Consider the following 20,442-nt stretch of genomic DNA (forward strand, 5'->3'; position numbering starts at 1 on the left):
GGCTCGGACTCACTACGCGCGTACCGGTCCCAAGCTGGCACGGAGGCAGAAGCTTCCCGAATCGGCCGGTGAGGGCCAGGTCAGGACGGCTTCAGTCCACGGTGCTGGAGCGAGGGCATGCCCCTGGTGACGGGCAGGAGGCAGCTAACAGGCAGCGCAAAGGGTCAGTGTAGCCACTTGGCTCACTGATGTCCAGTGCGGGTTTTTTGAGACCCTCGTTGTCCTCAACGACCCTCGTCAGACCCTCGTTGTTCTCAACAGCTGCAACACGTCACCACGTCACTCGTGGCGCGCACATCCTTACTGCCCTCTTCGTCGTCGATCCATGCCTCGGATCCGGATCGTTGTGACGACGCGTCCTGAGAATTGCGCGCTGCGTGCGGTTCGTCAAGGCCCCCTCCTGTACGAACGGGGCTGCCCCGACCCCCGCACTCACCAGCAGGCACCCGCCGCCACTCGCTCCAGGCGCCGGCTCCAGGCACAACGAAGATCACCATACTCGTCGGGACCGTCAGTGCAAGGCAGCCGAACTGGAACGCCGAGCGGCCGTCCGGAAAGCCTGAAGGGCGACCACCCAGTTGGGTGATCGCCCTTCAGTACGTTCGCGTTACAGCCCTACGCGAGAGCCGCTCAGCAAGGAGTCAGCAGACTCCCGAGGTCACTTGACCTCGACGGAGGCGCCGGCGCCCTTGAGGGACTCGGCAGCCTTCTCCGCGGCGTCCTTCGCGACCTTCTCGAGGACGGGCTTCGGGGCGCCGTCGACGAGGTCCTTGGCCTCCTTGAGGCCCAGGGAGGTGAGCTCGCGCACGACCTTGATGACCTGGATCTTCTTCTCGCCGGCGCCGGTGAGGATGACGTCGAACTCGTCCTGCTCCTCGACCTCGGCAGCAGCGACACCGGCGCCACCGGCGGCGGCAACGGCGACGGCCGCGGCGGCGGTGACGTCGAACTTCTCCTCGAAGGCCTTCACGAACTCGGAGAGCTCGATGAGGGTCATCTCTTCGAACTGCGCGAGCAGGTCGTCCTGGGACAGCTTCGCCATGATGGCGTCCTTCCACTAATTCGGCAGGTGCCGGATGTAAATGTCGGCGGGCGTACGATCGGCCCGCTGCGACCGTCTCCCTAGTGGGTGACGGTCAATGCGCGAGCCGAGTTACTCGGCACCGCCCTGCTCGTCGCGCTTGACGCGAAGCGCCTCCGCAGTGCGGATGAACTTCGACGGGAGCGCCTGGAAGACCTGAGCAGCCTGAGTCTGCTTGCCCTTCATGGCGCCCGCCAGCTTGGCGAGCAGAACCTCGCGGGACTCGAGGTCCGCGAGCTTCTTGATCTCATCGGCGGACAGCGCCTTACCGTCAAGGACACCGCCCTTGATGATGAGGTTGGGGTTGTCCTTGGCGAAGTCACGAAGACCCTTCGCCGACTCCACCGGGTCACCGGTGACGAAGGCAACCGCTGTCGGACCCGTGAACAGGTCGTCCAGCGTGTTGATCCCGGCCTCGTTGGCCGCGATCTTGGTCAGCGTGTTCTTCACCACGGCGTACTCGGAGTTCTCACCGAGGGAACGGCGCAGCTGCTTGAGCTGGGCCACGGTGAGACCCCGGTACTCGGTCAGCACGGCGGCGTTCGAGCTGCGGAACTTGTCCGTGAGCTCGGCTACCGCGGCAGCCTTGTCGGGCGTCGGCATAGAGCGTCGGCCTCCTTCCGGGTGATGAGGACCGCTCAGAAGGGGCTGTACAAAACAAAACGCCCCGGCGCAGGCGCACGGGGCTTAGCTCGACCGGAACGAATCCGGGAACTATCCACAGTCACCTGCGCAGGTCGTCCGCTTTCAGCAGATCCTTCGGTCACCGGTTCCTCTTGCGAGGGCACGGCAACGACCAGCGGTCTTTGGCTTCTCAAGGAGATTACGTGACGGGGTCCGCCTCAGGCAAATCCGCCCTTGTCGGCCCCCGCCGGGGACGCTCAACCGCTGGTCGCGCCCTTCATCATCTGCGCCAGATCCACCACGTCCTTGGCGGCCGGAGCCCGTACGGTGACCGGCTTGTCGTAGTCGAAGAAGGTCATCGTCATGTCGAAGCGGCCCTTGTCCGCCGCGCCGCGGGTACGGAAGCGCTTGGTGCGGTCGTCCTGGTCGATCCACAGGTCCACCGCGAGCTTGTCGACGCCCAGGCCCTCGTACATCGAGAGGTTCTTGTCGCGGCGCTTCCTGGTGGCCGCGTCCTCGTCCTCGTAGCTCTCGCGCATCTGGTCGAGCGTGACGGTGCCCTTGTAGTGCGCGGTCTTCTCGCCCTCCACGGTCTCCTCGCCCACGCGCTCGAGGTCCCTGGAGCCGTTGAGGAACGTGACCTGCTCGGCCGGGTTCTGGTCCGCCTGGCCGGCCAGCGGGTTCGTCGCCGCGGCCTCCTGCGACGCGGGCCCGGAGATGTCGAACTTGAGCCAGCTCCTGCCGTCCGTCTTCTTGGCCGCGCCCTTGCCGCCACCCATGTACAGGGCGCCGCCGGTGACGCGCATCTCGAGGGTGCCGTCGGAGCCCTGGTCGGGCGAGGTCATTCTCATCCGCATCGCCATCGGCTTCACGCTGATCGCGGCCTCGCCGTCGATCCGGCCCGAGCCGGGGACCTCGCCGGTCATCCGGTAGCCGAACGACGTCAGCCGCTCCCCGTTCTCCGTGGCCTTGAGGACGGCGGCGGCCGCCGCCGTCCGCGGCGAAGAACCCGCCTTCCCGTCGCCCCCCGACGACGTACAGGCGGTGGCCCCGCCACACAGCACCGCGGCGGCCACCACGGCCCCCGCCGCTCTGTTCACTGCCATGACCCCACCCCTAGGAACACGTGATCGATACACGTAGGTGGGCGCACGATACCGAAGGCTCAGGCGGCGGGCTTTCGATTAACGACATCCCTGAAGTCGACGGTGTCCCTCGCCGGCGGGCGCTCGGCCGAGGCGCGGGCGCCGTAGTCGGCGTAATGCACCGTCCCGGAGAAGGCGCCGGAGGCCGTATCGGCCCGCTGGACGCGCTTGACCAGGAGGTGTCCGCGGTCGATCCACACATCGACGCGCTGCCCGTGGGCCGAGCCCGTGTAGTGCGTGGCGCGGACGCCGCGCACGGTCTCCCGGCCCACCTCGCGCGCGTTCCCCGAGGAGAGCAGCAGCCTCAGGGAGGCCGCCGGTGAGAGGTCGGCCCCGGTGTCGTACGGGTATCGGATCCAGTGCTTGCCGTCCGACAGCGCGGCGAACTTGTCGGTCATGCGCGTGTAGTACGCGTCCGGCAGGAAGCGGGACTGGGACGGGGAGCCGCCCATGAGCCGGGTCGTCGAGGCCATCGAGCCGCCGGTCGTGGTCACCCTCAGGGTGCCGCGCAGCCCGCCCGACCAGCGCAGGACGCCCGCGCTCTGCGAGGACAGGCTGGTGCCCGTACTGCTCGTCGCCTCGATCCTCGCGGACCCGGCGGCGGCGACCTCGGAGCGGGCGGCCTTCAGCGCCCCGGTGACGCTCTCGTCGCTCTTGGGCGCCTCGTGCGTGCCGCAGGACGCCAGGCCGACCATCGCCAGGCAGACCGTCGCGTACCGCACCCATGTCCTGCCGTTCATACGCTCCCCCCGCCGAGCCCCAGGTCGACCCCGCACGCTAGCGGAGCCCACCGGTGCCCGGAGGGGTTAGCGGAAAAACGGGAACGGGCCCCGCACCTCGAAAGGTGCGGGGCCCGAGCCGACTTGGCTGAGCTGTCAGGCTCAGACCGCAGCCGGGTCCTCCTCGACGAGGAGGTTGCGGGTGCGGTTCGGGTCGAGCGGAACGCCGGGGCCCATCGTGGTGGCGATGGCGGCCTTCTTGATGTAGCGACCCTTGGCGGCGGACGGCTTCAGACGAAGGATCTCGTCCAGGGCCGCGCCGTAGTTCTCCACCAGCTGGGTGTCGTCGAAGGACACCTTGCCGATGATGAAGTGGAGGTTCGAGTGCTTGTCGACGCGGAACTCGATCTTGCCGCCCTTGATCTCGTTCACGGCCTTGACCACGTCCGGGGTCACCGTGCCGGTCTTCGGGTTCGGCATGAGGCCACGGGGGCCGAGCACGCGGCCGAGGCGGCCGACCTTGCCCATGAGGTCCGGGGTGGCGACAACGGCGTCGAACTCGTTCAGGCGGTTGCCCTTGGAGATCTCGTCGATGAGCTCGTCGGAGCCGACGATGTCGGCGCCCGCGGCTTCCGCGGCCGCAGCACGGTCACCGGTCGCGAAGACCAGGACCCGGGCGGTCTTGCCGGTGCCGTGCGGGAGGTTCACGGTGCCACGGACCATCTGGTCGGCCTTGCGCGGGTCGACACCCAGACGCATGGCGACCTCGACGGTGCCGTCGAACTTCGTCGCGGAGGTCTCCTTGGCGATACGGACGGCCTCGAGCGGGGCGTAGAGCTTGTCCCGGTCGATCTTCGCGTCCGCAGCGCGGAGAGTCTTGCTGCGCTTCACTTCTACTCCTGGAGTTCAGGTATGGAGTTCGTGGTGCGGACCAGCGCTGGCCCTACCACTGAAAGGTCAAACGGGGTGAGGATCAGCCCTCGACCGTGACGCCCATGGAACGCGCGGTACCGGCGATGATCTTCGCGGCGGCGTCCAGGTCGTTGGCGTTCAGGTCGGCCATCTTGGTGGTGGCGATCTCGCGGACCTGCGCGTCGGTGATCTTCGCGACCTTGGTCTTGTGAGGCTCGCCGGAGCCCTTCTCGATGCCCGCGGCCTTGAGGATCATCTTGGCGGCCGGGGGCGTCTTGGTGATGAAGGTGAAGGAGCGGTCTTCGTAGACCGTGATCTCCACCGGGATGACCCAGCCACGCTGCGACTCGGTCGCGGCGTTGTAGGCCTTGCAGAACTCCATGATGTTGACGCCGTGCTGGCCCAGCGCGGGACCAACCGGCGGGGCCGGGTTGGCGGCACCGGCCTGGATCTGGAGCTTGATAAGCCCCGTGACCTTCTTCTTCTTGGGAGGCATTGCTCTCTCCGGGTCCTAGTGAGAGTTTTCAGCCGACCACCCGGTCATCCGGATGGAGGCATACCGCACAACGATAACGGGTATCTGTGTGCAGCTAAAAACCGAGCAGGTCAGACCGGCTTTGAGAGCCCGTCTGACCTGTTCGGAAGTGCTTGTTCCAGAAGGTGCCGGAAGGGCTAGTTCTTCTGGATCTGGTCGAAGCTGAGCTCGACCGGAGTCTCGCGGCCGAAGATCTCGACGAGGCCCTTGACCTTCTTCGAGTCGGCGTTGATCTCGTTGATCGTCGCCTGCAGCGTCGCGAACGGACCGTCGGTGACGGTGACCGAGTCGCCGACCTCGAAGTCCAGGACCTGGACCTCGACCTTGCGGGACGGAGCCGGCCTGCCCTCGGCCTCGGCGGCCTCACGAGCGGCCTTCTCCTCGGCCTCCGGGGCGAGCATCTTGACGATCTCGTCCAGGGTCAGCGGGTACGGGTCGTAGGCGTTGCCCACGAAGCCGGTGACGCCGGGAGTGTTGCGGACGACGCCCCAGGACTCGTTCGTCAGGTCCATGCGCACCAGCACGTAGCCGGGGAGCTTGTTCTGACGGACGGTCTTGCGCTCGCCGTTCTTGATCTGCGCGACCTCTTCCTGCGGCACCTCGGCCTGGAAGATGAAGTCCTCGACGTTCAGCGAGACGGCGCGCTGCTCGAGGTTGGTCTTCACGCGGTTCTCGTAACCGGCGTACGTGTGGATGACGTACCACTCGCCGGGCAGCGTGCGCAGTTCCTCGCGCAGGGCGACGATCGGGTCGACCGGCTCGGACTCCTCGGCGGCTTCTTCGACGGACTCGTCGTCGGCCTCGGCCTCGGGGGCGTCCTCGTCGGACAGCTCGGCGGCGTCGTCCTCGGCGTCGTGCCCGAGGGACTCCTCGGCGGCTTCGACCTCGTCCTCGGCGTGCTCGTCAGCCTCAGTGGCTGCCTCGTCGGCAGCCTCGGCCTGGACCGTGTCCTCGGCGTTCTCGGCGTCCGCCGCCTCGACAATGTCGAGCTCGTCCTCAGCGGACTCGACGGGCTCGATCGCCTCGTTCAGGTTCGGGTCAGACACTGTGGCTGCTTCTTCCTGGATACATAGGGGTGGAACACGCGAAAGGGGCGCCGGGTACGGCGCCCTTCGCTATCGGCTCAGCCGAAGATGTACTTGACGGCGTGGTTGAAGCCATAGTCAATCACGGTCACCAGACCGATCATGATGACGACGAACACAATCACCACACTGGTGTACGTGGTGAGCTGGTTGCGAGTCGGCCAGACAACCTTGCGGAGTTCCGCGACGATCTGGCGGTAGAAGAGCGCGAGACGGCCGAAGGGGCCCTTCTTTCCGCGCTTGCCACCCTTACGGGGCTTCTTCTGGGACTCCGGCGCCTCATCCTGGGCATCAGGCATGTCGATGGAGCCCACGGCGTCCGTCACGCGTCCTCACCTGAATTCCGGGTCGTGGCCGTGCCGCGCCCGGTTGAGCCGCACGGCGGTGCATTTGCAGTACGTACATGCGCACACGTCCTGGCGAAGGAGTGTGTAGCAGGGCCGGAGGGACTTGAACCCCCAACCGCTGGTTTTGGAGACCAGTGCTCTACCAATTGAGCTACGACCCTTTGTCTGCCCCAACGTACCGCATCCCTCCGACTGCACGTCGTGTGCCGGAAGAAGGCGGCCGGTGAAGGCCAACGAGCAGTGAGTGTACGTGTTCCGCGGCCCTCCGTCGAACAGAAAGAAGCGGGCCAGTCGTAGATCGTCCGTGAAACCCGTGTGCCGGCCGGGTTTCCGGTCTGGAACGATGGGGTTATGAGCGCTGCTGCTACTCCTTCCTCTTCGCCCACCGAGCGCCGGGTCTCCGCCCGTATCGGCGCGATCTCCGAGTCCGCGACCCTCGCCGTCGACGCCAAGGCCAAGGCCCTCAAGGCCGCCGGGCGTCCGGTCATCGGTTTCGGCGCGGGCGAGCCCGACTTCCCGACCCCGGACTACATCGTCGAAGCGGCCATCGAGGCCTGCAAGAACCCGAAGTACCACCGGTACACGCCCGCCGGCGGTCTGCCCGAGCTGAAGGCCGCGATCGCCGCGAAGACGCTGCGCGACTCCGGCTACGAGGTCGAGGCCTCGCAGGTCCTGGTGACCAACGGCGGCAAGCAGGCCATCTACGAGGCCTTCGCCGCGATCCTCGACCCGGGCGACGAGGTCATCGTCCCGGCGCCGTACTGGACGACGTACCCCGAGTCGATCCGTCTCGCCGGTGGTGTCCCGGTCGCGGTCGTGGCCGACGAGACGACCGGGTACCGCGTGTCCGTGGAGCAGCTGGAGGCGGCGCGCACCGAGCGCACCAAGGTCGTCCTGTTCGTGTCGCCGTCGAACCCGACGGGCGCGGTCTACAGCGAGGCCGACGCCGAGGCGATCGGCCGCTGGGCCGTCGAGCACGGCCTGTGGGTCCTCACGGACGAGATCTACGAGCACCTGGTCTACGGGGACGCCAAGTTCACGTCCCTGCCGGCGCTCCTGCCCGAGCTGCGCGACAAGTGCATCGTCGTGAACGGCGTCGCCAAGACGTACGCGATGACCGGCTGGCGCGTCGGGTGGATCATCGGCCCGAAGGACGTCGTGAAGGCCGCGACCAACCTGCAGTCGCACGCCACGTCGAACGTGTCGAACGTCGCGCAGATCGCCGCGCTCGCCGCCGTGTCCGGCGACCTGACGGCCGTCGCGAAGATGCGCGAGGCCTTCGACCGCCGCCGCAAGACCATCGTGCGCATGCTGAACGAGATCGACGGCGTGTTCTGCCCCGAGCCCGAGGGCGCCTTCTACGCGTACCCGTCGGTGAAGGAGCTGCTCGGCAAGGAGATCCGCGGCAAGCGTCCGCAGGACTCCGTCGAGCTGGCCGCGCTGATCCTGGAGGAGGCCGAGGTCGCGGTCGTCCCGGGTGAGGCCTTCGGCACGCCGGGCTACCTGCGTCTGTCGTACGCCCTGGGCGACGAGGACCTGGTCGAGGGTGTCTCGCGGATCCAGAAGCTGCTCGCCGAGGCCAGGGACTGACATGTACGACGCACAAGCGGGCCTCCGGTCGGACCGGGGGCCCGCTTGTGCGTTCAGGCACGCGCTCGTTCGGTGAACTCGGCTGCCTGGGCCAGGATTTCTGCGGCAAGATCCTGGAGTGACTCCTCCCCGCGAGGGGCTTCTCACTCGGCCGTGACGGCCTCATGACGGACAAGCCCTGCCCGGCGCCTTCCGGCACAGAGCAGAGCCTAGCGATTACGGAGCGTTGATGGGTGTGGTTCGTGATATCCGGCAGTTGCCCAAGGCCCATCTTCATCTGCACTTCACCGGGTCGATGCGGCCCACGACCCTGCTCGAACTCGCCGACAAGTACGGCGTCAGGCTGCCCGACGCCCTGACCGGGGCCGAGCCGCCGAAGCTGCGGGCCACCGACGAGCGCGGCTGGTTCCGTTTCCAGCGGCTCTACGACGCCGCGCGGTCCTGCCTGCGCGAGCCCGAGGACATTCAGCGGCTGGTGCGCGAGGCCGCGCTGGAGGATCTCGCGGACGGGTCGGGGTGGCTGGAGATCCAGGTCGACCCGACGTCGTACGCGCCGCGGCTCGGGGGCCTGATCCCGGCTCTGGAAGTCATCCTGGACGCCGTCGAGACCGCCTCGCGCGACACGGGCCTCGGCATGCGGGTCCTGGTGGCCGCGAACCGTATGAAGCATCCGCTGGACGCGCGCACGCTGGCCCGCCTCGCCGTGCGGTACGCGGACCGCGGCATCGTCGGCTTCGGGCTCTCCAACGACGAACGACGGGGCATGGCGCGGGACTTCGACCGCGCGTTCGCCATCGCCAGGGAGGGCGGCCTCCTTGCCGCGCCGCACGGCGGCGAGCTGACCGGCCCCGCCTCCGTACGCGACTGCCTGGACGACCTGGAGGCGGCGCGGATCGGGCACGGGGTGCGGGCCGCCGAGGACCCGCGACTCCTGAAGCGTCTCGCGGACCGGGGGGTGACCTGCGAGGTCTGCCCCGCCTCCAATGTCGCGCTCGGCGTCTACGAGAAGCCCGAGGACGTACCCCTGCGCACTTTGTTCGAGGCCGGGGTGCCGATGGCGCTCGGCGCCGACGACCCGCTCCTGTTCGGCTCGCGCCTGGCCGCCCAGTACGAGATCGCGCGCCGGCACCACGACTTCGACGACGCCGAACTGGCCGAGCTGGCAAGGCAGTCGGTGCGCGGCTCGGCGGCGCCGCAGGACATCAAGGCGAAGCTGCTGTCAGGGGTCGACGACTGGCTGACCGCCGCCCTCTGATCAGGTCCGGTGCGTCTGTCACTGCGGCAGGGTTGACGTCCCGACCACCAGCGGAACGTACTTGGGGTCGAACATCAGGCTCCGCCGGTCCTCCTTGAGGAGGGTGCCGTTCACCGCGAAGGCCGGGGTGCCGGACGCCTTGTCGGCCTCGAATGCCTTCTCGGAGGCGGTGACGAAGGAGCGGTACTTCATGCCTTTCACCGCCGCGTCGAACTCGGCGCCGCGCAGGCCCTTCACACGTGAGGCCATGCGGAGCAGGAACGCGTCGGTGTAGCCGTCGACGGCCTCCTCGGGCTGCTCCTGGAAGAGGAGGTCGTGGTACTCGACGAACTTCCCCTGTTCCAGGGCGGCCCGCAGCGCGTTGGCCGCCTTCTTCGAGCCCTTGCCGCCCAGCCGGTCGTCGAGGAACGACGCCAGGGTGTACTCGGTCCTGACCTCGCCGTGGAGGGTCATCTTCCGCAGCGCGCCCGCGCCGCCGTCCTCCTCGAAGTCACGGCAGACGGGGCAGCGCAGGTCTTCGTAGAGCCGTACGACGGTGTCCGCCTTCATGACCCGACGACGACCGTCGTGCCGTCGGCCGCGAGGTGTTCGGGCAGTTGCCCGGAGCTCGGGTACCGCTCGGGCTTCTTGTCGACGGTCGCGTCCCCGCTGGACGATCCCCGGCCGCACCCCACGGCGAGCACGCCCGTCAGCGCCGCCACCAGCACCGACATGGTGGCCCGGCGCCCTCTACCACGCGGCATGATCTTGCCCTCCCCAGAAAGAACGGGGACTCTATGCGATCCCTGTGAGCAGGGTTCGGGCGAGGCCCGCGGCGAACTCGTCCAGCGGCTGCGGGGGCTTGCGGTCGGGGGCCATGTCGTACGCGAACGCGCGCTGGGCGCAGGCTCCGAGGAGGAGGGACGCAGCGGCGTAGGTGTCGGCGTCGCGGCTGATGCGGCCCGCGTCCTGCTCGGATCTGAGGTAGGCGTCCAGGCCCTGGATCGGGCGGTGGGGGCCCGCACCCATCTCCCGCAGCGCCTCCTCGTGACGGCGCTTGAGCTGGGGTTCCGCGTACAGGGAGGCGGCCATCGGGAAGGTCTGCTCGTAGAAGAGGGCGGCCTCGCGGGCGATCTCCGTGAGGTTCTCCTCGACGCTCTTCGCGCCCGGCTCCTTGGACAGCTCGGTCAGGAGCGGTCCGAGCTTGGGCAGCCGCTCGCTGAGAACGGTCACGAACAGCTCTTCCTTGTTCGCGAAGTACTTGTAGAGCGCCGCTTCCGAACAGTCCGCCGCCTTGGCGATCTCCTTGGTGGTGGCGCGGGCGAGGCCGATGCTCAGCATGAGTTCATGGGCGGCGTCGACGATGCGGACCCGGGCCGGCTTCTGATGCATGCGGGCTCCAACCGAGCTTGACGAGCGGGTGAGTATCCACTCACTCTAGAGGGTGAGTGAACACTTACCCACCCTAGGAGGGTGTGCCATGAGGATCACTGTTTTCGGAGCGACCGGCGGCATCGGCCAGGAGATCGTCCGGCAGGCACTGGCATCGGGCCATCAGGTCACCGCGGTGGTCCGTGACCCCGCGCGGTTCACGGTGACGGGCGCGGGCCTGGAGGTGTTCCGGGCGGATGTGCGGGACCCCGAGGCGCTGCGCCCCGCGGTCGCCGGGCGCGACGCGGTCCTGTCCGGGCTCGGCGCCCGCAGGCGCGCCGACGCGGGCATCGCGGCCGAGCTGACCCGGTCGGTGCTGGGCGCGGTGGAGGCCGAGGACGTACGGCGTCTGCTCGTCGTGAGCGCGGCGCCGGTCGGCCCCGAACCCGAGCGCTCACCGCTCGTCGACCGCGCCATGCTCGGCGTCATCAACTCGCTGCTCAAGCCCGTCTACGACGATCTGCGGGCCATGGAGGGCGAGCTCGCGGCCAGCGCCACGGACTGGACCTCCGTACGCCCGCCGAAGCTCACGAACAAGCCGCTCACGGGCACGTATCGGACCGTGGTCGGCAGGAATCCGCGCAGCGGCCGGAGCATCTCGCGGGCCGACGTGGCCCACGCGATGCTGGCGATGATCGACGACCCCGCGACGGTGAAGCAGGGCGTGGGGGTCGCCTACTAGCGGGTCAGAGGGCAGGTCAGCGGGCGGGTCAGAGGGTCACGCCCACCGTGACCGGCTCGTTGACCAGCGTCACGCCGAAGGCGTCGTGGACGCCGGCCACGACCTCGCGGGCGAGCGCGAGGAGGTCGTCGGTGGTCGCCTCGCCGCGGTTGGTGAGGGCGAGCGTGTGCTTGGTGGAGATACGGGCGGGCCCGCTGCCGTAGCCCTTGGTGAAGCCCGCCTTGTCGATGAGCCAGGCCGCCGAGGTCTTCACGCGGGCCTCGCCGGCCGGGAAGGCGGGCGGGGCGGTGTCGGGGCCGAGGCGGTCCGCCACGCGCGCGTGGAAGGCGGCGAACTCCTCCTCGGTGAGGATCGGGTTGGTGAAGAACGACCCGGCCGACCAGGTGTCGTGGTCCTCGGGATCGAGCACCATGCCCTTGCCCGCGCGCAGCTTCAGGACGGTCTCGCGGGCGAGGGCCACGGGGACCCGGTCGCCCGCCTCGACGCCGAGGGTGCGGGCCGTCTCGGGGTACTTGATGGGGGCGCTCATGCCGCCCGCGTCCTCGAGCCCGAACCGCACGCGCAGCACCACGAAGCGGTCGGGAGCGGCTTTGAAACGGCTGTGCCGGTACGAGAACGCGCACTCCTCGTTCGGAATCGTGACCGTCTCGCACGTCTTCCGGTCGTACGCGATCACTTCGGTGATCGTCGACGAGACCTCCTGGCCGTAGGCGCCCACGTTCTGGATCGGCGTGGCGCCGGCGGCGCCGGGGATTCCGGCGAGGCACTCGATGCCCGCGAGGCCGGCCTCGACGGTGCGGGCGACCGCGTCGGTCCACACCTCGCCGGCCGCGAGCTCAAGGCTCGTACCGTCGAGCGAGAAGCCCTTCGTGGCGATCCGCAGGGCCGTACCCGCGAAGCCCTTGTCGCCGATGACCAGGTTGCTGCCACCGCCGACGATCAGCAGCGGGGTGCCCGCCGCATCGGCCTCACGGACGGCGGCGATCACCTCGTCGTCGGTTGTCGCCGTCAGCAGCCGTGCCGCGGGGCCGCCGAGACGGAAGGTGGTCAGGGGGGCGAGGGGGGCGTCGTGGAGTTCCTGCACGCGCTCAAGAGTACGAGAACGGCCCCACCGGTCGTGGCGGGGCCGTTCTCGCGGTCGTGGCAGGGCCGTTCTCGTACGCACTTGGGGTCCTGCTTGCCTGTGGTCCTGCGCGGCACGCGGATCACGTCAGGCGCCGCAGCGCCTCCGCCCAGTCGAGCGGCAGCTCGTCCGTGGTGGTCTGCCAGCGCACGAACTTCGCGTCCTTCATCTGTGAGCGCAGACCACCGGCCGTGGGGCCGTGGGGCGCCGAGCCCGCGAAGCGCTTCAGCGCGTCGGGCGACTCCCAGGCGGACAGGGTCCAGAAGGTCCGCCGCAGGGGCGCCGCCTTCACGGAGGCCCCGTACGCGCCGGGTGCCTTGCTCACCTGGCGCCAGACAGAGGGGGTCTTCGCGAAGAAACGGAGGGCCCCCCACAGGGTGCGGGTCTCGAAGCGGGAGGCCATGACGTGGGCCTCGGCGCCGGCCGGCGGGGTGTTCGGGACGGTCCAGGGCAACGTGGGCATGATGTGCTCCTTCGGGGAGTGCCGGTTCGATGCAGGGCGTTCTCAGTGCGAGAGGGTCTCCAGGACCTGGGCGGACTCGGGCTCGGGCTCGGGCTCGCTCTTGAGTCCCTCGGCCGCACGCCGGCGGGAGGGGATGAGCAGGGCCGCGGCTCCCGCGACGGCCACCGTGGCCGCGCCCACCCACAGCGCGGGCTGGATGCCGTCCACGAAGTTCTGCGCGGGCTCGTAGCCGCCCTGCGCCGCGAAGATCGACGACATCACGGCGATACCGAGCGCTCCGCCCACCTCGCGCAGCGCGTTGTTCGTGCCGGACGCGATGCCCTGTTCCTGCGGACGGACGCTGGACATGACCAGGTTGGAGGCGGGGGCGAAGTAGAGCGACATCCCGATGCCGTTGATGATCAGGGCGGGCAGCTGGGCGGTGTACGAGGCGTCGACGGCGATCACGGAGGCGTAGTAGGCGAGGCCCGCGGCCTGGAGGAAGAGGCCGGTGGCGACGACCAGGCGGCCGCCGATCCGGTCGGAGAGGTACCCCGCGATCGGCGAGACGAGCATCGGCATGCCGGTCCAGGGCAGCATCCGCAGGCCCGCCTCGGTGGGCGAGTAGCCGAGGACGCCCTGCATGTACTGGCTGAGCAGGAAGATCGAGCCGAACATCCCGAGGAACATCAGCAGGCTGGCCGCGTTGATCCCGGCGAAGGCGCGGGAGCGGAAGAGGCGCATCGGCAGCATCGCGTTCCTGGCGCGGGTGCCGTGCAGGGCGAAGGCGACGAGCAGGGCGCCGCCGGCGAACAGACCCAGCAGGACGAGCCCGCTGGTCCAGCCGTCGCGGGGCGCGCGGACCAGGGCGTACACAATGCCGAAGAGGCCGCTGCTGGCGAGCAGGGTGCCGACCAGGTCGAGCCGCGCACCGGTCCCGTACGACTCGTTCAGGCGCAGCCGGGCGAGCGGGAGCAGGGCGAGGCCGAGCGGGACGTTCAGCCAGAAGATCCAGTGCCAGGAGACGTGCTCGGTGAGGCTGCCGCCGATCAGCGGCCCGCTCGCGACCGCGAGCCCGTTGACGGCGCCCCAGATCCCGTACGCCATCCCGCGCTTCGCCGCCGGGACGGCCGCGGTCAGCAGGGTGAGCGTCAGCGGCATCATGATCGCGGCGCCTACGCCCTGGACCGCGCGGGCGGCGATCAGCGAGTCGATGCCGGGTGCCATGGCCGCGGCGGCGGACGCGCCGGTGAAGACGGTGAGGCCGACGAGGAAGAGCCGGCGGCGGCCGAACCGGTCCCCCAGGGCCGCGCCGAACATCAGCAGCACGGCGAAGGTGAGCGTGTAGGCGCTGACCGTCCACTCCAGGTCGTCGAGCGCTCCGCCGAGGTCGTTGCGGATGGAGGGCAGAGCGGTGGTGACGACGAGGTTGTCGAGGGCCGCCATGAATCCGGCGACGCCGGTGATGACGAGGGCCCAGACGGCTCCCCCGCGCTGTGGTGTTGCTGTCCGCTGTGACATCGCTTCCCCCTGAGATCCCTTGGGTTAGTTATTGATGACTAACTTTCGCGGGCACAAAAGTGCGCACCCCCGTGACACACGCGCTGCACTACGACGACCGCTGAGGCTGCGCCGACTCGTAGAAGCCGGCCCAGACCCGGTGGTCAGGCTGGAAACCCATGGACACCAGGACGTTGATGAGCATCCCGTAGGCGATGAACTGCGTCGTGTCACCGACATCCGCGCCCAGCGCCAGCCGCGCCGTGTCGTACATCTCCATCCAGCCGGCCCGCAGCGTCTCACCGAACTCCCGGTCGCCTGCCGCCTCCGCGGAGGCGACGGCGACGTACATCTGCATCTGCATGAGCAGCACGTCCGGGTCGTCCGCGATGAGCGCCTGGTAGGCCGCCCCCATCTCGCGCAGGGCCGCTTCGCCTTCGAGGCCCTCCGACGCCTTGCGGAACACCTCGGTGGTCCGCTCGCAGCAACGGCGGGCCGCCGCAAGGAAGATGGCCTCCTTGCCCGGGAAGAGCCGGAAGAGATACGGCTGCGAGACGCCCACCCGCTTGGCGATCGCCTCGGTGGACGTGCCCTTGTAGCCGCCGCGGGCGAATTCGATCATCGCCGCACGAATGACGCTCTCGCGTCGCTCCTCCGCACTCATCCTGACCATGTGACTAAGTTAGTGGCCAATCACTACCTAAGTCAACCCCGAATATGGGCAAGGACACGCGTAAGGGGCGCCCTCCATGGAGGGCGCCCCTTACGCACAGCTACGTAGATGCCGATCAGTAGATGCCGATCAGGCGAGCTGAACGACCGCCCGCGACATCCCGAGCACCTTCTGCCCCGCGCTCGTCGCGACGAGGTCGACGCGGACGCGGCCGTCGTCGAGCTTGGCGGCGACCTTGCCGCTGACCTCGATCGTCGCGCCCTTGTCGTCGTTCGGGACGATGACGGGCTTGGTGAAGCGCACGCCGTACTCCACGACAGCGGCCGGGTCACCGACCCAGTCGGTCACGACGCGGATCGCCTCGGCCATGGTGAACATGCCGTGGGCGATGACGTCCGGGAGCCCGACCTCGACCGCGAACTTCTCGTTCCAGTGGATCGGGTTGAAGTCCCCGGAGGCGCCCGCGTACTGCACGAGCGTCGCGCGGGTCACGTGGAACGCCTGGGCCGGCAGCTCCGTGCCGATCTCCACGTCCGCGTACTGAATCGTCGTCGTCATGATCACGCCCCCTCGGCCGCGCGCGACACGAGCTTGGTGTAGGCGGTCACGACGTGCTCGCCGGCCTCGTCGTGGACCTCGCCGCGGATGTCCAGGATGTCGTTGCCCGCAAGGGACTTGATCGCCTCGATCGTCGAGGTCACGGTGAGCCGGTCACCGGCGCGCACCGGGCGTGTGTACGCGAACTTCTGGTCGCCGTGCACGACGCGGCTGTAGTCGAGACCCAGCTGCGGGTCCTCGATCACCTGGCCCGCGGCCTTGAACGTGATGGCGAACACGAAGGTCGGCGGAGCGATCACATCGGAGTGGCCGAGCGCCTTGGCCGCCTCCGGATCGACGTAGGCGGGATTGGCGTCCCGCACCGCCTCCGCGAATTCACGGATCTTCTCCCGGCCGACCTCATAGGGGTCGGTGGGCGGGTAGGACCGTCCCACGAAGGACTGGTCGAGCGCCATGGACTCGGCACCTCCTGGATTTGCGCTGTTGCCGGATGTTGCCGGATCTTACGGCCGGCCGCACACACGCGATAACGACATGAGGCCGCCCCCTCAGTAAGGGGACGGCCTCATGTACGAGCCTGAGCTAGCGCGTTTCGCGGTGCGCCGTGTGCTGGTTGCAGCGCGGGCAGTGCTTCTTCATCTCAAGACGGTCCGGGTCGTTACGCCGGTTCTTCTTGGTGATGTAGTTCCGCTCCTTGCACTCCACGCAGGCCAGCGTGATCTTCGGGCGGACGTCGGTGGCAGCCACGTGAGTGCTCCTTGGACGGACGGTTGACGGATGAACGCATGAATAGTAGCCGACCGGAGGACCGACCCCACAATCGGCTACTGTGTGTAGCGGTGACCGGACTTGAACCGGTGACACAGCGATTATGAGCCGCTTGCTCTACCGACTGAGCTACACCGCTTTGATGCGATGCCCCTCACCCGAAGGTGAGGGAACTTCACACCAGAGCCCCAATACGGAATCGAACCGTAGACCTTCTCCTTACCATGGAGACGCTCTACCGACTGAGCTATTGGGGCGAGCGATGAAGACATTACACGCTCGCCCGCCGATCGCCCAAATCCGTTTCGCGGCCGCCGCCCAGGGGCAGGACCACGGCCCTTCCGGCGCCGCAACAGCCGCCCACGGCCGCCTCATCGGCACCGCGCACCACAGCAGTACGACTATTGCGCTCCTCCGCGAAGCGGGCATGCCGCAGCTCTAGGCTCGACCCGCGCTGCGTGATCTTGTACGTCCCTTCCGGCCCGCCCCGGTCCGGGGCGGCCCCCGCCCACGCGGCCGCCGCCCCCGAACCCCAGGAGCGCGATGCCCGACAGCCAGCCGCAGCACCCCCACTCCCCCGGCAACGACTCCACCGCCGAGAGCGCCGCCCTCCTCCTGTGCGGCGCCAGGCTCACCGACGGCCGGACCGTGGACGTGCGGCTGGACAACGGGCGCATCGAGGCCGTCGGCACGGCCGGCAGCCTCACTGCCCACGCCAAGCGCGTGGACCTCCGCGGCTACGTCCTGCTCCCCGCCCCCGCCGAACCCCACACCCATGGCGACACGGCGCTGTCCGCGGAGACGGAGGGGCCGGTGTCGTACGACGGGCCCGACGTGCAGCGGCGGGCCACCGAGGCCGCGCTGCTCCAGCTCGGGCACGGGGCCACCGCGCAGCGCGCGCATGTGCGGATCGGGGATGTGCAGGGCCTCGACCCGATGGAGGCGGTGCTCCAGGCGCGGCGGTCGCTGCGCGGCCTGACCGATCTGCGGACCGTGGCGATGCCCCGGCTCCTGACGGGCCTCGCGGGGGCCGACGGCCTGTCGATGCTGCGGGACGCGGTGAAGATGGGCGCGTCCGTGGTGGGCGGTTGCCCGGATCTCGACCCCGACCCGACCGGCTACGTGGAGGCAGTCCTGGAGGTCGCGGCGGAGCACGGCTGCGCCGTGGATCTGCATACGGACGGCGGCGATCCGGCCCGGCTCGGGCGGATCGCAACGATGACCGGAGGGCTGCGTCCCGGCGTCACGATCGGGCCGTGCGGCGGGCTCGGGCGGCTGCCGCGCGAGGTCGCCGCCCGCACCGCCGACCAGCTCGCCGCCGCGGGCGTCACGGTGGTCTGCCTGCCGCAGGGCGGCTGCGCGGGCGTCGACCGGCGCGGCACGGCTCCCGTACGGCTCCTGCGGGCGGCCGGGGTGCGGGTCGCCGCGGGCAGCGGGGCGCTGCGCGACATGGCGAACCCGGTGGGCCGCGGCGATCCCCTGGAGGCCGCGTACCTGCTGGCCTCACGCTACGGGCTGCGCCCCGAGGAGGCGTACGACTGCGTCAGCGGGGCGGCGCGGGCCGCGCTCGGGCTGCCCGAGGTGCGGGTGGAGGCGGGCTTCCCCGCGGAGCTCATCGCCGTACGCGGCAATGAGCTCGCGGGTGCCCTCTCGCTGGCGTACAGCCGGATCGTGGTGCATTGGGGGCGGGTGGTGGCGCGCACCAGTGCGGTGCGGGAGTACTGCGACTCGGCGTCGCTCGATCTGCCGCGGCAGGGGCGGGCGGGGAAGCCGCTGGAGGGCGGGGGCGGCGGGCAGAGCTGAACAGACCCGCCCGCACGCGGGACCCCTTCGGTTTCCTGCCGGCCCCTCTGCCGCTTCAGCTCCTGTCGGCCCATCTGCCGCCCCCACGCGCGGCATTGACGAACTGTCGAACTGTCAGAAGCCGCCCATAGGGGCACCCGACATGAACGGGTTGCCGCCGGCGAGCTCGCCGAGCGGGACCTCGGTCGCGCCGGACGGTGCGCTGATGTCGCCCGCCTTGCCGAACTTGAGCACCAGCGGGACCTTCGCGCCCTTCTTGCCGTCGGCGAGGGCCGCGAGGTCGAAGGAGATCTTCGACAGCGTGCCGTTGGTGATCGAGAAGTCGACGGCGACCTTCTTGGCCGGGGCGCCCTTGAGGTCCTTGGCGGTGGGGAATCCGGCGCCGGGCGGCAGCTCGTCCTTCAGGGGGCCGAGCTTGTCGAAGAGGTCCGTCAGGAGCTCACGGAAGGACGCCTTGGCGACGATGCGCTCCGTGCCGTCCTCGGTGCCGGCGCTGCGGAGGGTGACGTCGTCGGCGATGACGCCGCGCAGGGCCTTGAGGACCTTCCGCTGGGTCTTCTCGTCGAGCCCGCCGGAGCCCTTGGAATCGTCGGAGCCCTTGCCCGAGGTGTTCTTCCTGACGTCCGAGAGGTCCACCTTGACCCACTCGCCTTCGAGGGCCTTCGCGAGCCCCTTCTCGCCCTTCGGCAGGTCCTTCGGCGAGGGGACGGGGAAGCCCATGAGCTCCGACGTCTTCTGCATGTCGAGGCGGAAGTAGACGAAGTCTCCGGCGAGCCGGTACTCGGCCAGGGTGCCGCCCGGGACCGACACCTTCATGCCCATCCCGACGAAGTCCTTCTCGCCCGACTCGGACAGCGGCTTCTTCGACCGTACGGAGAAGGTGACGTGGGCACCGGCGAAGGTCTTGGCGATCGTCGGCGGCATGGCCTCGTCGCCCTGTCCGCCGGCCAGCTCCATGAGCGCGTCCGGCTTCGCGTCGAGGCCCAACTCGAAGGAGAGCGACTTCTGTTCGCCGAGCCTGTCGGCGGCCTTGTCGATCTTCTGACCTGCCGTCAGGTTCTCGACGGTGCCGCAGGCCGAGGTGGTCGCGAGCAGCAGTGCGGCACAGCCGGCCGCGGTGAGGGTGGTGGTGCGTATGGCGCTGATGTCCGACTCCCCGCAGAGGTCCGATGAGAGACCCGGCGGCCGTCGGCGGCACGGGTCGCTGAGGAGACCCGCGAGGCGCGTACAAGGTTGCGCGGCGAATGGGGGCGCCCCGGCGTACGGTCGGAAGCATGCGCATTGTCATCGCTGGGGGTCATGGTCAGATCGCGCTGCGGCTCGAGCGTCTGCTCGCCGCACGCGGAGACGAGGTCGCGGGCATCATCCGCCGTGCCGAGCAGGCGGACGACCTGCGGGAGGCCGGGGCCGAGCCCCTTGTGTGCGACCTGGAATCGGCGTCCGTGGAGGAGGTCGCCGGGCTTCTGGAGGGCGCGGACGCGGCGGTGTTCGCGGCCGGCGCGGGGCCCGGCAGCACGGCCGGACGCAAGGACACGGTGGACCGCGGCGCGGCCGTGCTGTTCGCGGACGCGGCGGAGCGGGCCGGGGTGCGGCGGTACATCGTGGTGTCGTCGATGGGCGCGGACCCGGCCCACCAGGGGGACGACGTCTTCGACGCGTATCTGCGGGCGAAGGGCGAGGCGGACGCGTCCGTACGGGCCCGGACCGGCCTCGACTGGACGATCCTGCGTCCCGGGATGCTCACGAACGACGCGGGCACCGGACTCGTACGCCTGGAGGCGTCCACCGGGCGGGGTCCGGTGCCGCGGGACGACGTGGCGGCGGTGCTCGCGGAGCTGGTGGATACGCCCGCCACCGCGGGGCTGACGCTGGAGCTGATCTCCGGGTCGGCGCCGGTGACGGTGGCAATCAAGTCCGTCGCGGGGAACTGAGCGCGGTTCAGAAGAGCGGGAGCTGGCCGGGCGCGACCGGGACCACGTACCCGTCGAGGGACGGCTGCGCGGCGCCGAGCTGCGCGGGCCTGCGGGAGCCGGGGCAGGACACGAGCTCGCCCGCGCCGCGGGCCCCGGGCGGGTCGTGGCGGGCGAAGCGGCCGGCCACGACGGCGATGTCGCGGCGGCACTCGGGGCAGTTTCTGCGGCGAGACGCCGACGGTACGGACATGCGATCAGTCTGCGTCACGGGCCTCGT

General features: G+C 69.5%; 26 protein-coding genes and 3 tRNA genes. 6 read left to right on the forward strand and 23 right to left on the reverse strand.

Going from position 1 to position 20,442, the window contains the following annotated elements; translation table 11 throughout:
* Positions 1-658: 658 nt before the first annotated feature.
* From rplL to OHA58_RS14305, 9 genes are all read right to left on the reverse strand, one after another.
* Positions 659-1,042, reverse strand: coding sequence for a 50S ribosomal protein L7/L12 (gene rplL / locus OHA58_RS14265; RefSeq protein ID WP_405479024.1), 384 nt, complete (start codon positions 1,040-1,042; stop codon positions 659-661).
* Between the two features lie 111 nt (positions 1,043-1,153).
* Positions 1,154-1,684, reverse strand: coding sequence for a 50S ribosomal protein L10 (gene rplJ / locus OHA58_RS14270; protein ID WP_405479025.1), 531 nt, complete (start codon positions 1,682-1,684; stop codon positions 1,154-1,156).
* 278 nt (positions 1,685-1,962) lie between these two features.
* On the reverse strand, positions 1,963-2,811 hold the full coding sequence (locus OHA58_RS14275) for a DUF1396 domain-containing protein (RefSeq protein WP_405479026.1): 849 nt from the start codon (positions 2,809-2,811) through the stop codon (positions 1,963-1,965).
* A gap of 59 nt (positions 2,812-2,870) precedes the next feature.
* The gene (locus OHA58_RS14280) at positions 2,871-3,590 is read right to left on the reverse strand and encodes a hypothetical protein (protein ID WP_405479027.1); all 720 of its coding nucleotides are present in this window, start codon (positions 3,588-3,590) and stop codon (positions 2,871-2,873) included.
* Between the two features lie 141 nt (positions 3,591-3,731).
* Positions 3,732-4,460, reverse strand: coding sequence for a 50S ribosomal protein L1 (gene rplA, locus OHA58_RS14285; protein ID WP_100594901.1), 729 nt, complete (start codon positions 4,458-4,460; stop codon positions 3,732-3,734).
* An 82-nt stretch (positions 4,461-4,542) separates the two neighbouring features.
* Positions 4,543-4,977 (reverse strand): 50S ribosomal protein L11, encoded by a 435-nt coding sequence (rplK, locus tag OHA58_RS14290; RefSeq protein ID WP_100594902.1) that lies wholly within the window; start codon positions 4,975-4,977, stop codon positions 4,543-4,545.
* A 176-nt stretch (positions 4,978-5,153) separates the two neighbouring features.
* Positions 5,154-6,062 (reverse strand): transcription termination/antitermination protein NusG, encoded by a 909-nt coding sequence (gene nusG / locus OHA58_RS14295; RefSeq protein ID WP_405479028.1) that lies wholly within the window; start codon positions 6,060-6,062, stop codon positions 5,154-5,156.
* A gap of 77 nt (positions 6,063-6,139) precedes the next feature.
* A complete protein-coding gene (gene secE, locus OHA58_RS14300) occupies positions 6,140-6,427 on the reverse strand; it encodes a preprotein translocase subunit SecE (RefSeq protein ID WP_100594904.1) in 288 nt (95 codons plus the stop codon).
* Positions 6,428-6,536: 109 nt separating this feature from the next.
* Positions 6,537-6,609 (reverse strand) — tRNA-Trp (locus tag OHA58_RS14305).
* A gap of 190 nt (positions 6,610-6,799) precedes the next feature.
* Between OHA58_RS14305 and OHA58_RS14310 the strand changes: the two genes are divergently transcribed.
* Both OHA58_RS14310 and OHA58_RS14315 read left to right on the forward strand, forming a co-directional pair.
* A complete protein-coding gene (locus OHA58_RS14310; protein WP_405479029.1) occupies positions 6,800-8,038 on the forward strand; it encodes a pyridoxal phosphate-dependent aminotransferase in 1,239 nt (412 codons plus the stop codon).
* A 229-nt stretch (positions 8,039-8,267) separates the two neighbouring features.
* Entirely contained in the window at positions 8,268-9,293 is a 1,026-nt protein-coding gene (locus OHA58_RS14315; protein WP_405479030.1) for an adenosine deaminase, read from the forward strand.
* An 18-nt stretch (positions 9,294-9,311) separates the two neighbouring features.
* On the opposite strand, the gene OHA58_RS14320 is transcribed toward OHA58_RS14315, so the two are convergent.
* Genes OHA58_RS14320 through OHA58_RS14330 form a run of 3 tightly spaced genes read right to left on the reverse strand, consistent with a single transcriptional unit; the run spans position 9,312 to position 10,664 of the window.
* Positions 9,312-9,842, reverse strand: coding sequence for a DsbA family protein (locus OHA58_RS14320; RefSeq protein WP_405479031.1), 531 nt, complete (start codon positions 9,840-9,842; stop codon positions 9,312-9,314).
* Entirely contained in the window at positions 9,839-10,036 is a 198-nt protein-coding gene (locus tag OHA58_RS14325) for a hypothetical protein (protein WP_405479032.1), read from the reverse strand. Before OHA58_RS14325 ends, OHA58_RS14320 begins: the two co-directional genes overlap by 4 nt.
* Before the next feature lie 31 nt (positions 10,037-10,067).
* Positions 10,068-10,664 carry a TetR/AcrR family transcriptional regulator gene (locus OHA58_RS14330; RefSeq protein WP_405479033.1) on the reverse strand — a complete coding sequence of 199 codons (597 nt, stop codon included), beginning with the start codon at positions 10,662-10,664 and terminating at the stop codon, positions 10,068-10,070.
* 88 nt (positions 10,665-10,752) lie between these two features.
* Here OHA58_RS14330 and OHA58_RS14335 point away from each other — a divergent pair, with 88 nt between their 5' ends.
* Positions 10,753-11,385 carry an NAD(P)-dependent oxidoreductase gene (locus tag OHA58_RS14335; RefSeq protein ID WP_405479034.1) on the forward strand — a complete coding sequence of 211 codons (633 nt, stop codon included), beginning with the start codon at positions 10,753-10,755 and terminating at the stop codon, positions 11,383-11,385.
* Between the two features lie 28 nt (positions 11,386-11,413).
* On the opposite strand, the gene OHA58_RS14340 is transcribed toward OHA58_RS14335, so the two are convergent.
* The 9 genes from OHA58_RS14340 to OHA58_RS14380 all read right to left on the reverse strand — a co-directional run bounded on the left by OHA58_RS14340 (position 11,414) and on the right by OHA58_RS14380 (position 16,706).
* The gene (locus OHA58_RS14340; RefSeq protein ID WP_405479035.1) at positions 11,414-12,550 is read right to left on the reverse strand and encodes a UDP-N-acetylmuramate dehydrogenase; all 1,137 of its coding nucleotides are present in this window, start codon (positions 12,548-12,550) and stop codon (positions 11,414-11,416) included.
* Between the two features lie 40 nt (positions 12,551-12,590).
* Positions 12,591-12,971 (reverse strand): DUF3291 domain-containing protein, encoded by a 381-nt coding sequence (locus OHA58_RS14345; RefSeq protein ID WP_356279168.1) that lies wholly within the window; start codon positions 12,969-12,971, stop codon positions 12,591-12,593.
* A 42-nt stretch (positions 12,972-13,013) separates the two neighbouring features.
* Positions 13,014-14,471 (reverse strand): MFS transporter, encoded by a 1,458-nt coding sequence (locus OHA58_RS14350; RefSeq protein WP_405479036.1) that lies wholly within the window; start codon positions 14,469-14,471, stop codon positions 13,014-13,016.
* 88 nt (positions 14,472-14,559) lie between these two features.
* A complete protein-coding gene (locus OHA58_RS14355) occupies positions 14,560-15,123 on the reverse strand; it encodes a TetR/AcrR family transcriptional regulator (protein ID WP_405479037.1) in 564 nt (187 codons plus the stop codon).
* A 129-nt stretch (positions 15,124-15,252) separates the two neighbouring features.
* On the reverse strand, positions 15,253-15,681 hold the full coding sequence (locus tag OHA58_RS14360) for a MaoC family dehydratase (protein WP_405479038.1): 429 nt from the start codon (positions 15,679-15,681) through the stop codon (positions 15,253-15,255).
* A gap of 2 nt (positions 15,682-15,683) precedes the next feature.
* Positions 15,684-16,136 carry a MaoC family dehydratase N-terminal domain-containing protein gene (locus tag OHA58_RS14365; protein ID WP_116511118.1) on the reverse strand — a complete coding sequence of 151 codons (453 nt, stop codon included), beginning with the start codon at positions 16,134-16,136 and terminating at the stop codon, positions 15,684-15,686.
* 127 nt (positions 16,137-16,263) lie between these two features.
* Positions 16,264-16,428, reverse strand: a complete 165-nt coding sequence (rpmG, locus tag OHA58_RS14370) for a 50S ribosomal protein L33 (protein WP_100594914.1) — start codon at positions 16,426-16,428, stop codon at positions 16,264-16,266.
* Between the two features lie 87 nt (positions 16,429-16,515).
* Positions 16,516-16,588, reverse strand: a tRNA-Met gene (locus tag OHA58_RS14375).
* Between the two features lie 45 nt (positions 16,589-16,633).
* Positions 16,634-16,706: transfer RNA gene (locus OHA58_RS14380), tRNA-Thr, on the reverse strand.
* A gap of 5 nt (positions 16,707-16,711) precedes the next feature.
* On the opposite strand from OHA58_RS14380, the gene OHA58_RS14385 reads away from it, so the two are divergent.
* Together OHA58_RS14385 and OHA58_RS14390 are read left to right on the forward strand one after the other, a co-directional pair.
* The gene (locus OHA58_RS14385; protein WP_405479039.1) at positions 16,712-16,891 is read left to right on the forward strand and encodes a hypothetical protein; all 180 of its coding nucleotides are present in this window, start codon (positions 16,712-16,714) and stop codon (positions 16,889-16,891) included.
* A 101-nt stretch (positions 16,892-16,992) separates the two neighbouring features.
* Entirely contained in the window at positions 16,993-18,252 is a 1,260-nt protein-coding gene (locus OHA58_RS14390) for an amidohydrolase family protein (RefSeq protein ID WP_405479040.1), read from the forward strand.
* Positions 18,253-18,366: 114 nt separating this feature from the next.
* On the opposite strand, the gene OHA58_RS14395 is transcribed toward OHA58_RS14390, so the two are convergent.
* Positions 18,367-19,239: a hypothetical protein gene (locus OHA58_RS14395; protein ID WP_405479041.1), complete on the reverse strand. Its 873-nt coding sequence runs from the start codon at positions 19,237-19,239 to the stop codon at positions 18,367-18,369.
* Between the two features lie 287 nt (positions 19,240-19,526).
* Here OHA58_RS14395 and OHA58_RS14400 point away from each other — a divergent pair, with 287 nt between their 5' ends.
* Positions 19,527-20,183: an SDR family oxidoreductase gene (locus tag OHA58_RS14400; protein WP_405479042.1), complete on the forward strand. Its 657-nt coding sequence runs from the start codon at positions 19,527-19,529 to the stop codon at positions 20,181-20,183.
* A 7-nt stretch (positions 20,184-20,190) separates the two neighbouring features.
* Here the strand turns inward: OHA58_RS14400 and OHA58_RS14405 are convergent, their stop codons facing one another.
* A complete protein-coding gene (locus OHA58_RS14405) occupies positions 20,191-20,415 on the reverse strand; it encodes a hypothetical protein (protein ID WP_405479043.1) in 225 nt (74 codons plus the stop codon).
* Positions 20,416-20,442: the final 27 nt, after the last annotated feature.

It is taken from the genome of Streptomyces sp. NBC_00009 (assembly GCF_045040855.1).
Classification (GTDB): Bacteria; Actinomycetota; Actinomycetes; order Streptomycetales; family Streptomycetaceae; genus Streptomyces; species Streptomyces aureus.

Excerpts from the sequence above, each read along its gene's own strand:
- rplL (WP_405479024.1), bottom strand. The coding sequence starts at position 1,042 with ATGGCGAAGCTGTCCCAGGACGACCTGCTCGCGCAGTTCGAAGAGATG.
- rplJ (WP_405479025.1), bottom strand. The coding sequence starts at position 1,684 with ATGCCGACGCCCGACAAGGCTGCCGCGGTAGCCGAGCTCACGGACAAG.
- OHA58_RS14275 (WP_405479026.1), bottom strand. The coding sequence starts at position 2,811 with ATGGCAGTGAACAGAGCGGCGGGGGCCGTGGTGGCCGCCGCGGTGCTG.
- OHA58_RS14280 (WP_405479027.1), bottom strand. The coding sequence starts at position 3,590 with ATGAACGGCAGGACATGGGTGCGGTACGCGACGGTCTGCCTGGCGATG.
- rplK (WP_100594902.1), bottom strand. The coding sequence starts at position 4,977 with ATGCCTCCCAAGAAGAAGAAGGTCACGGGGCTTATCAAGCTCCAGATC.
- OHA58_RS14310 (WP_405479029.1), top strand. The coding sequence starts at position 6,800 with ATGAGCGCTGCTGCTACTCCTTCCTCTTCGCCCACCGAGCGCCGGGTC.
- OHA58_RS14315 (WP_405479030.1), top strand. The coding sequence starts at position 8,268 with ATGGGTGTGGTTCGTGATATCCGGCAGTTGCCCAAGGCCCATCTTCAT.
- OHA58_RS14320 (WP_405479031.1), bottom strand. The coding sequence starts at position 9,842 with ATGAAGGCGGACACCGTCGTACGGCTCTACGAAGACCTGCGCTGCCCC.
- OHA58_RS14325 (WP_405479032.1), bottom strand. The coding sequence starts at position 10,036 with ATGCCGCGTGGTAGAGGGCGCCGGGCCACCATGTCGGTGCTGGTGGCG.
- OHA58_RS14330 (WP_405479033.1), bottom strand. The coding sequence starts at position 10,664 with ATGCATCAGAAGCCGGCCCGGGTCCGCATCGTCGACGCCGCCCATGAA.
- OHA58_RS14335 (WP_405479034.1), top strand. The coding sequence starts at position 10,753 with ATGAGGATCACTGTTTTCGGAGCGACCGGCGGCATCGGCCAGGAGATC.
- OHA58_RS14345 (WP_356279168.1), bottom strand. The coding sequence starts at position 12,971 with ATGCCCACGTTGCCCTGGACCGTCCCGAACACCCCGCCGGCCGGCGCC.
- OHA58_RS14350 (WP_405479036.1), bottom strand. The coding sequence starts at position 14,471 with ATGTCACAGCGGACAGCAACACCACAGCGCGGGGGAGCCGTCTGGGCC.
- OHA58_RS14355 (WP_405479037.1), bottom strand. The coding sequence starts at position 15,123 with ATGGTCAGGATGAGTGCGGAGGAGCGACGCGAGAGCGTCATTCGTGCG.
- OHA58_RS14360 (WP_405479038.1), bottom strand. The coding sequence starts at position 15,681 with ATGACGACGACGATTCAGTACGCGGACGTGGAGATCGGCACGGAGCTG.
- OHA58_RS14365 (WP_116511118.1), bottom strand. The coding sequence starts at position 16,136 with ATGGCGCTCGACCAGTCCTTCGTGGGACGGTCCTACCCGCCCACCGAC.
- OHA58_RS14385 (WP_405479039.1), top strand. The coding sequence starts at position 16,712 with ATGAAGACATTACACGCTCGCCCGCCGATCGCCCAAATCCGTTTCGCG.
- OHA58_RS14390 (WP_405479040.1), top strand. The coding sequence starts at position 16,993 with ATGCCCGACAGCCAGCCGCAGCACCCCCACTCCCCCGGCAACGACTCC.
- OHA58_RS14400 (WP_405479042.1), top strand. The coding sequence starts at position 19,527 with ATGCGCATTGTCATCGCTGGGGGTCATGGTCAGATCGCGCTGCGGCTC.
- OHA58_RS14405 (WP_405479043.1), bottom strand. The coding sequence starts at position 20,415 with ATGTCCGTACCGTCGGCGTCTCGCCGCAGAAACTGCCCCGAGTGCCGC.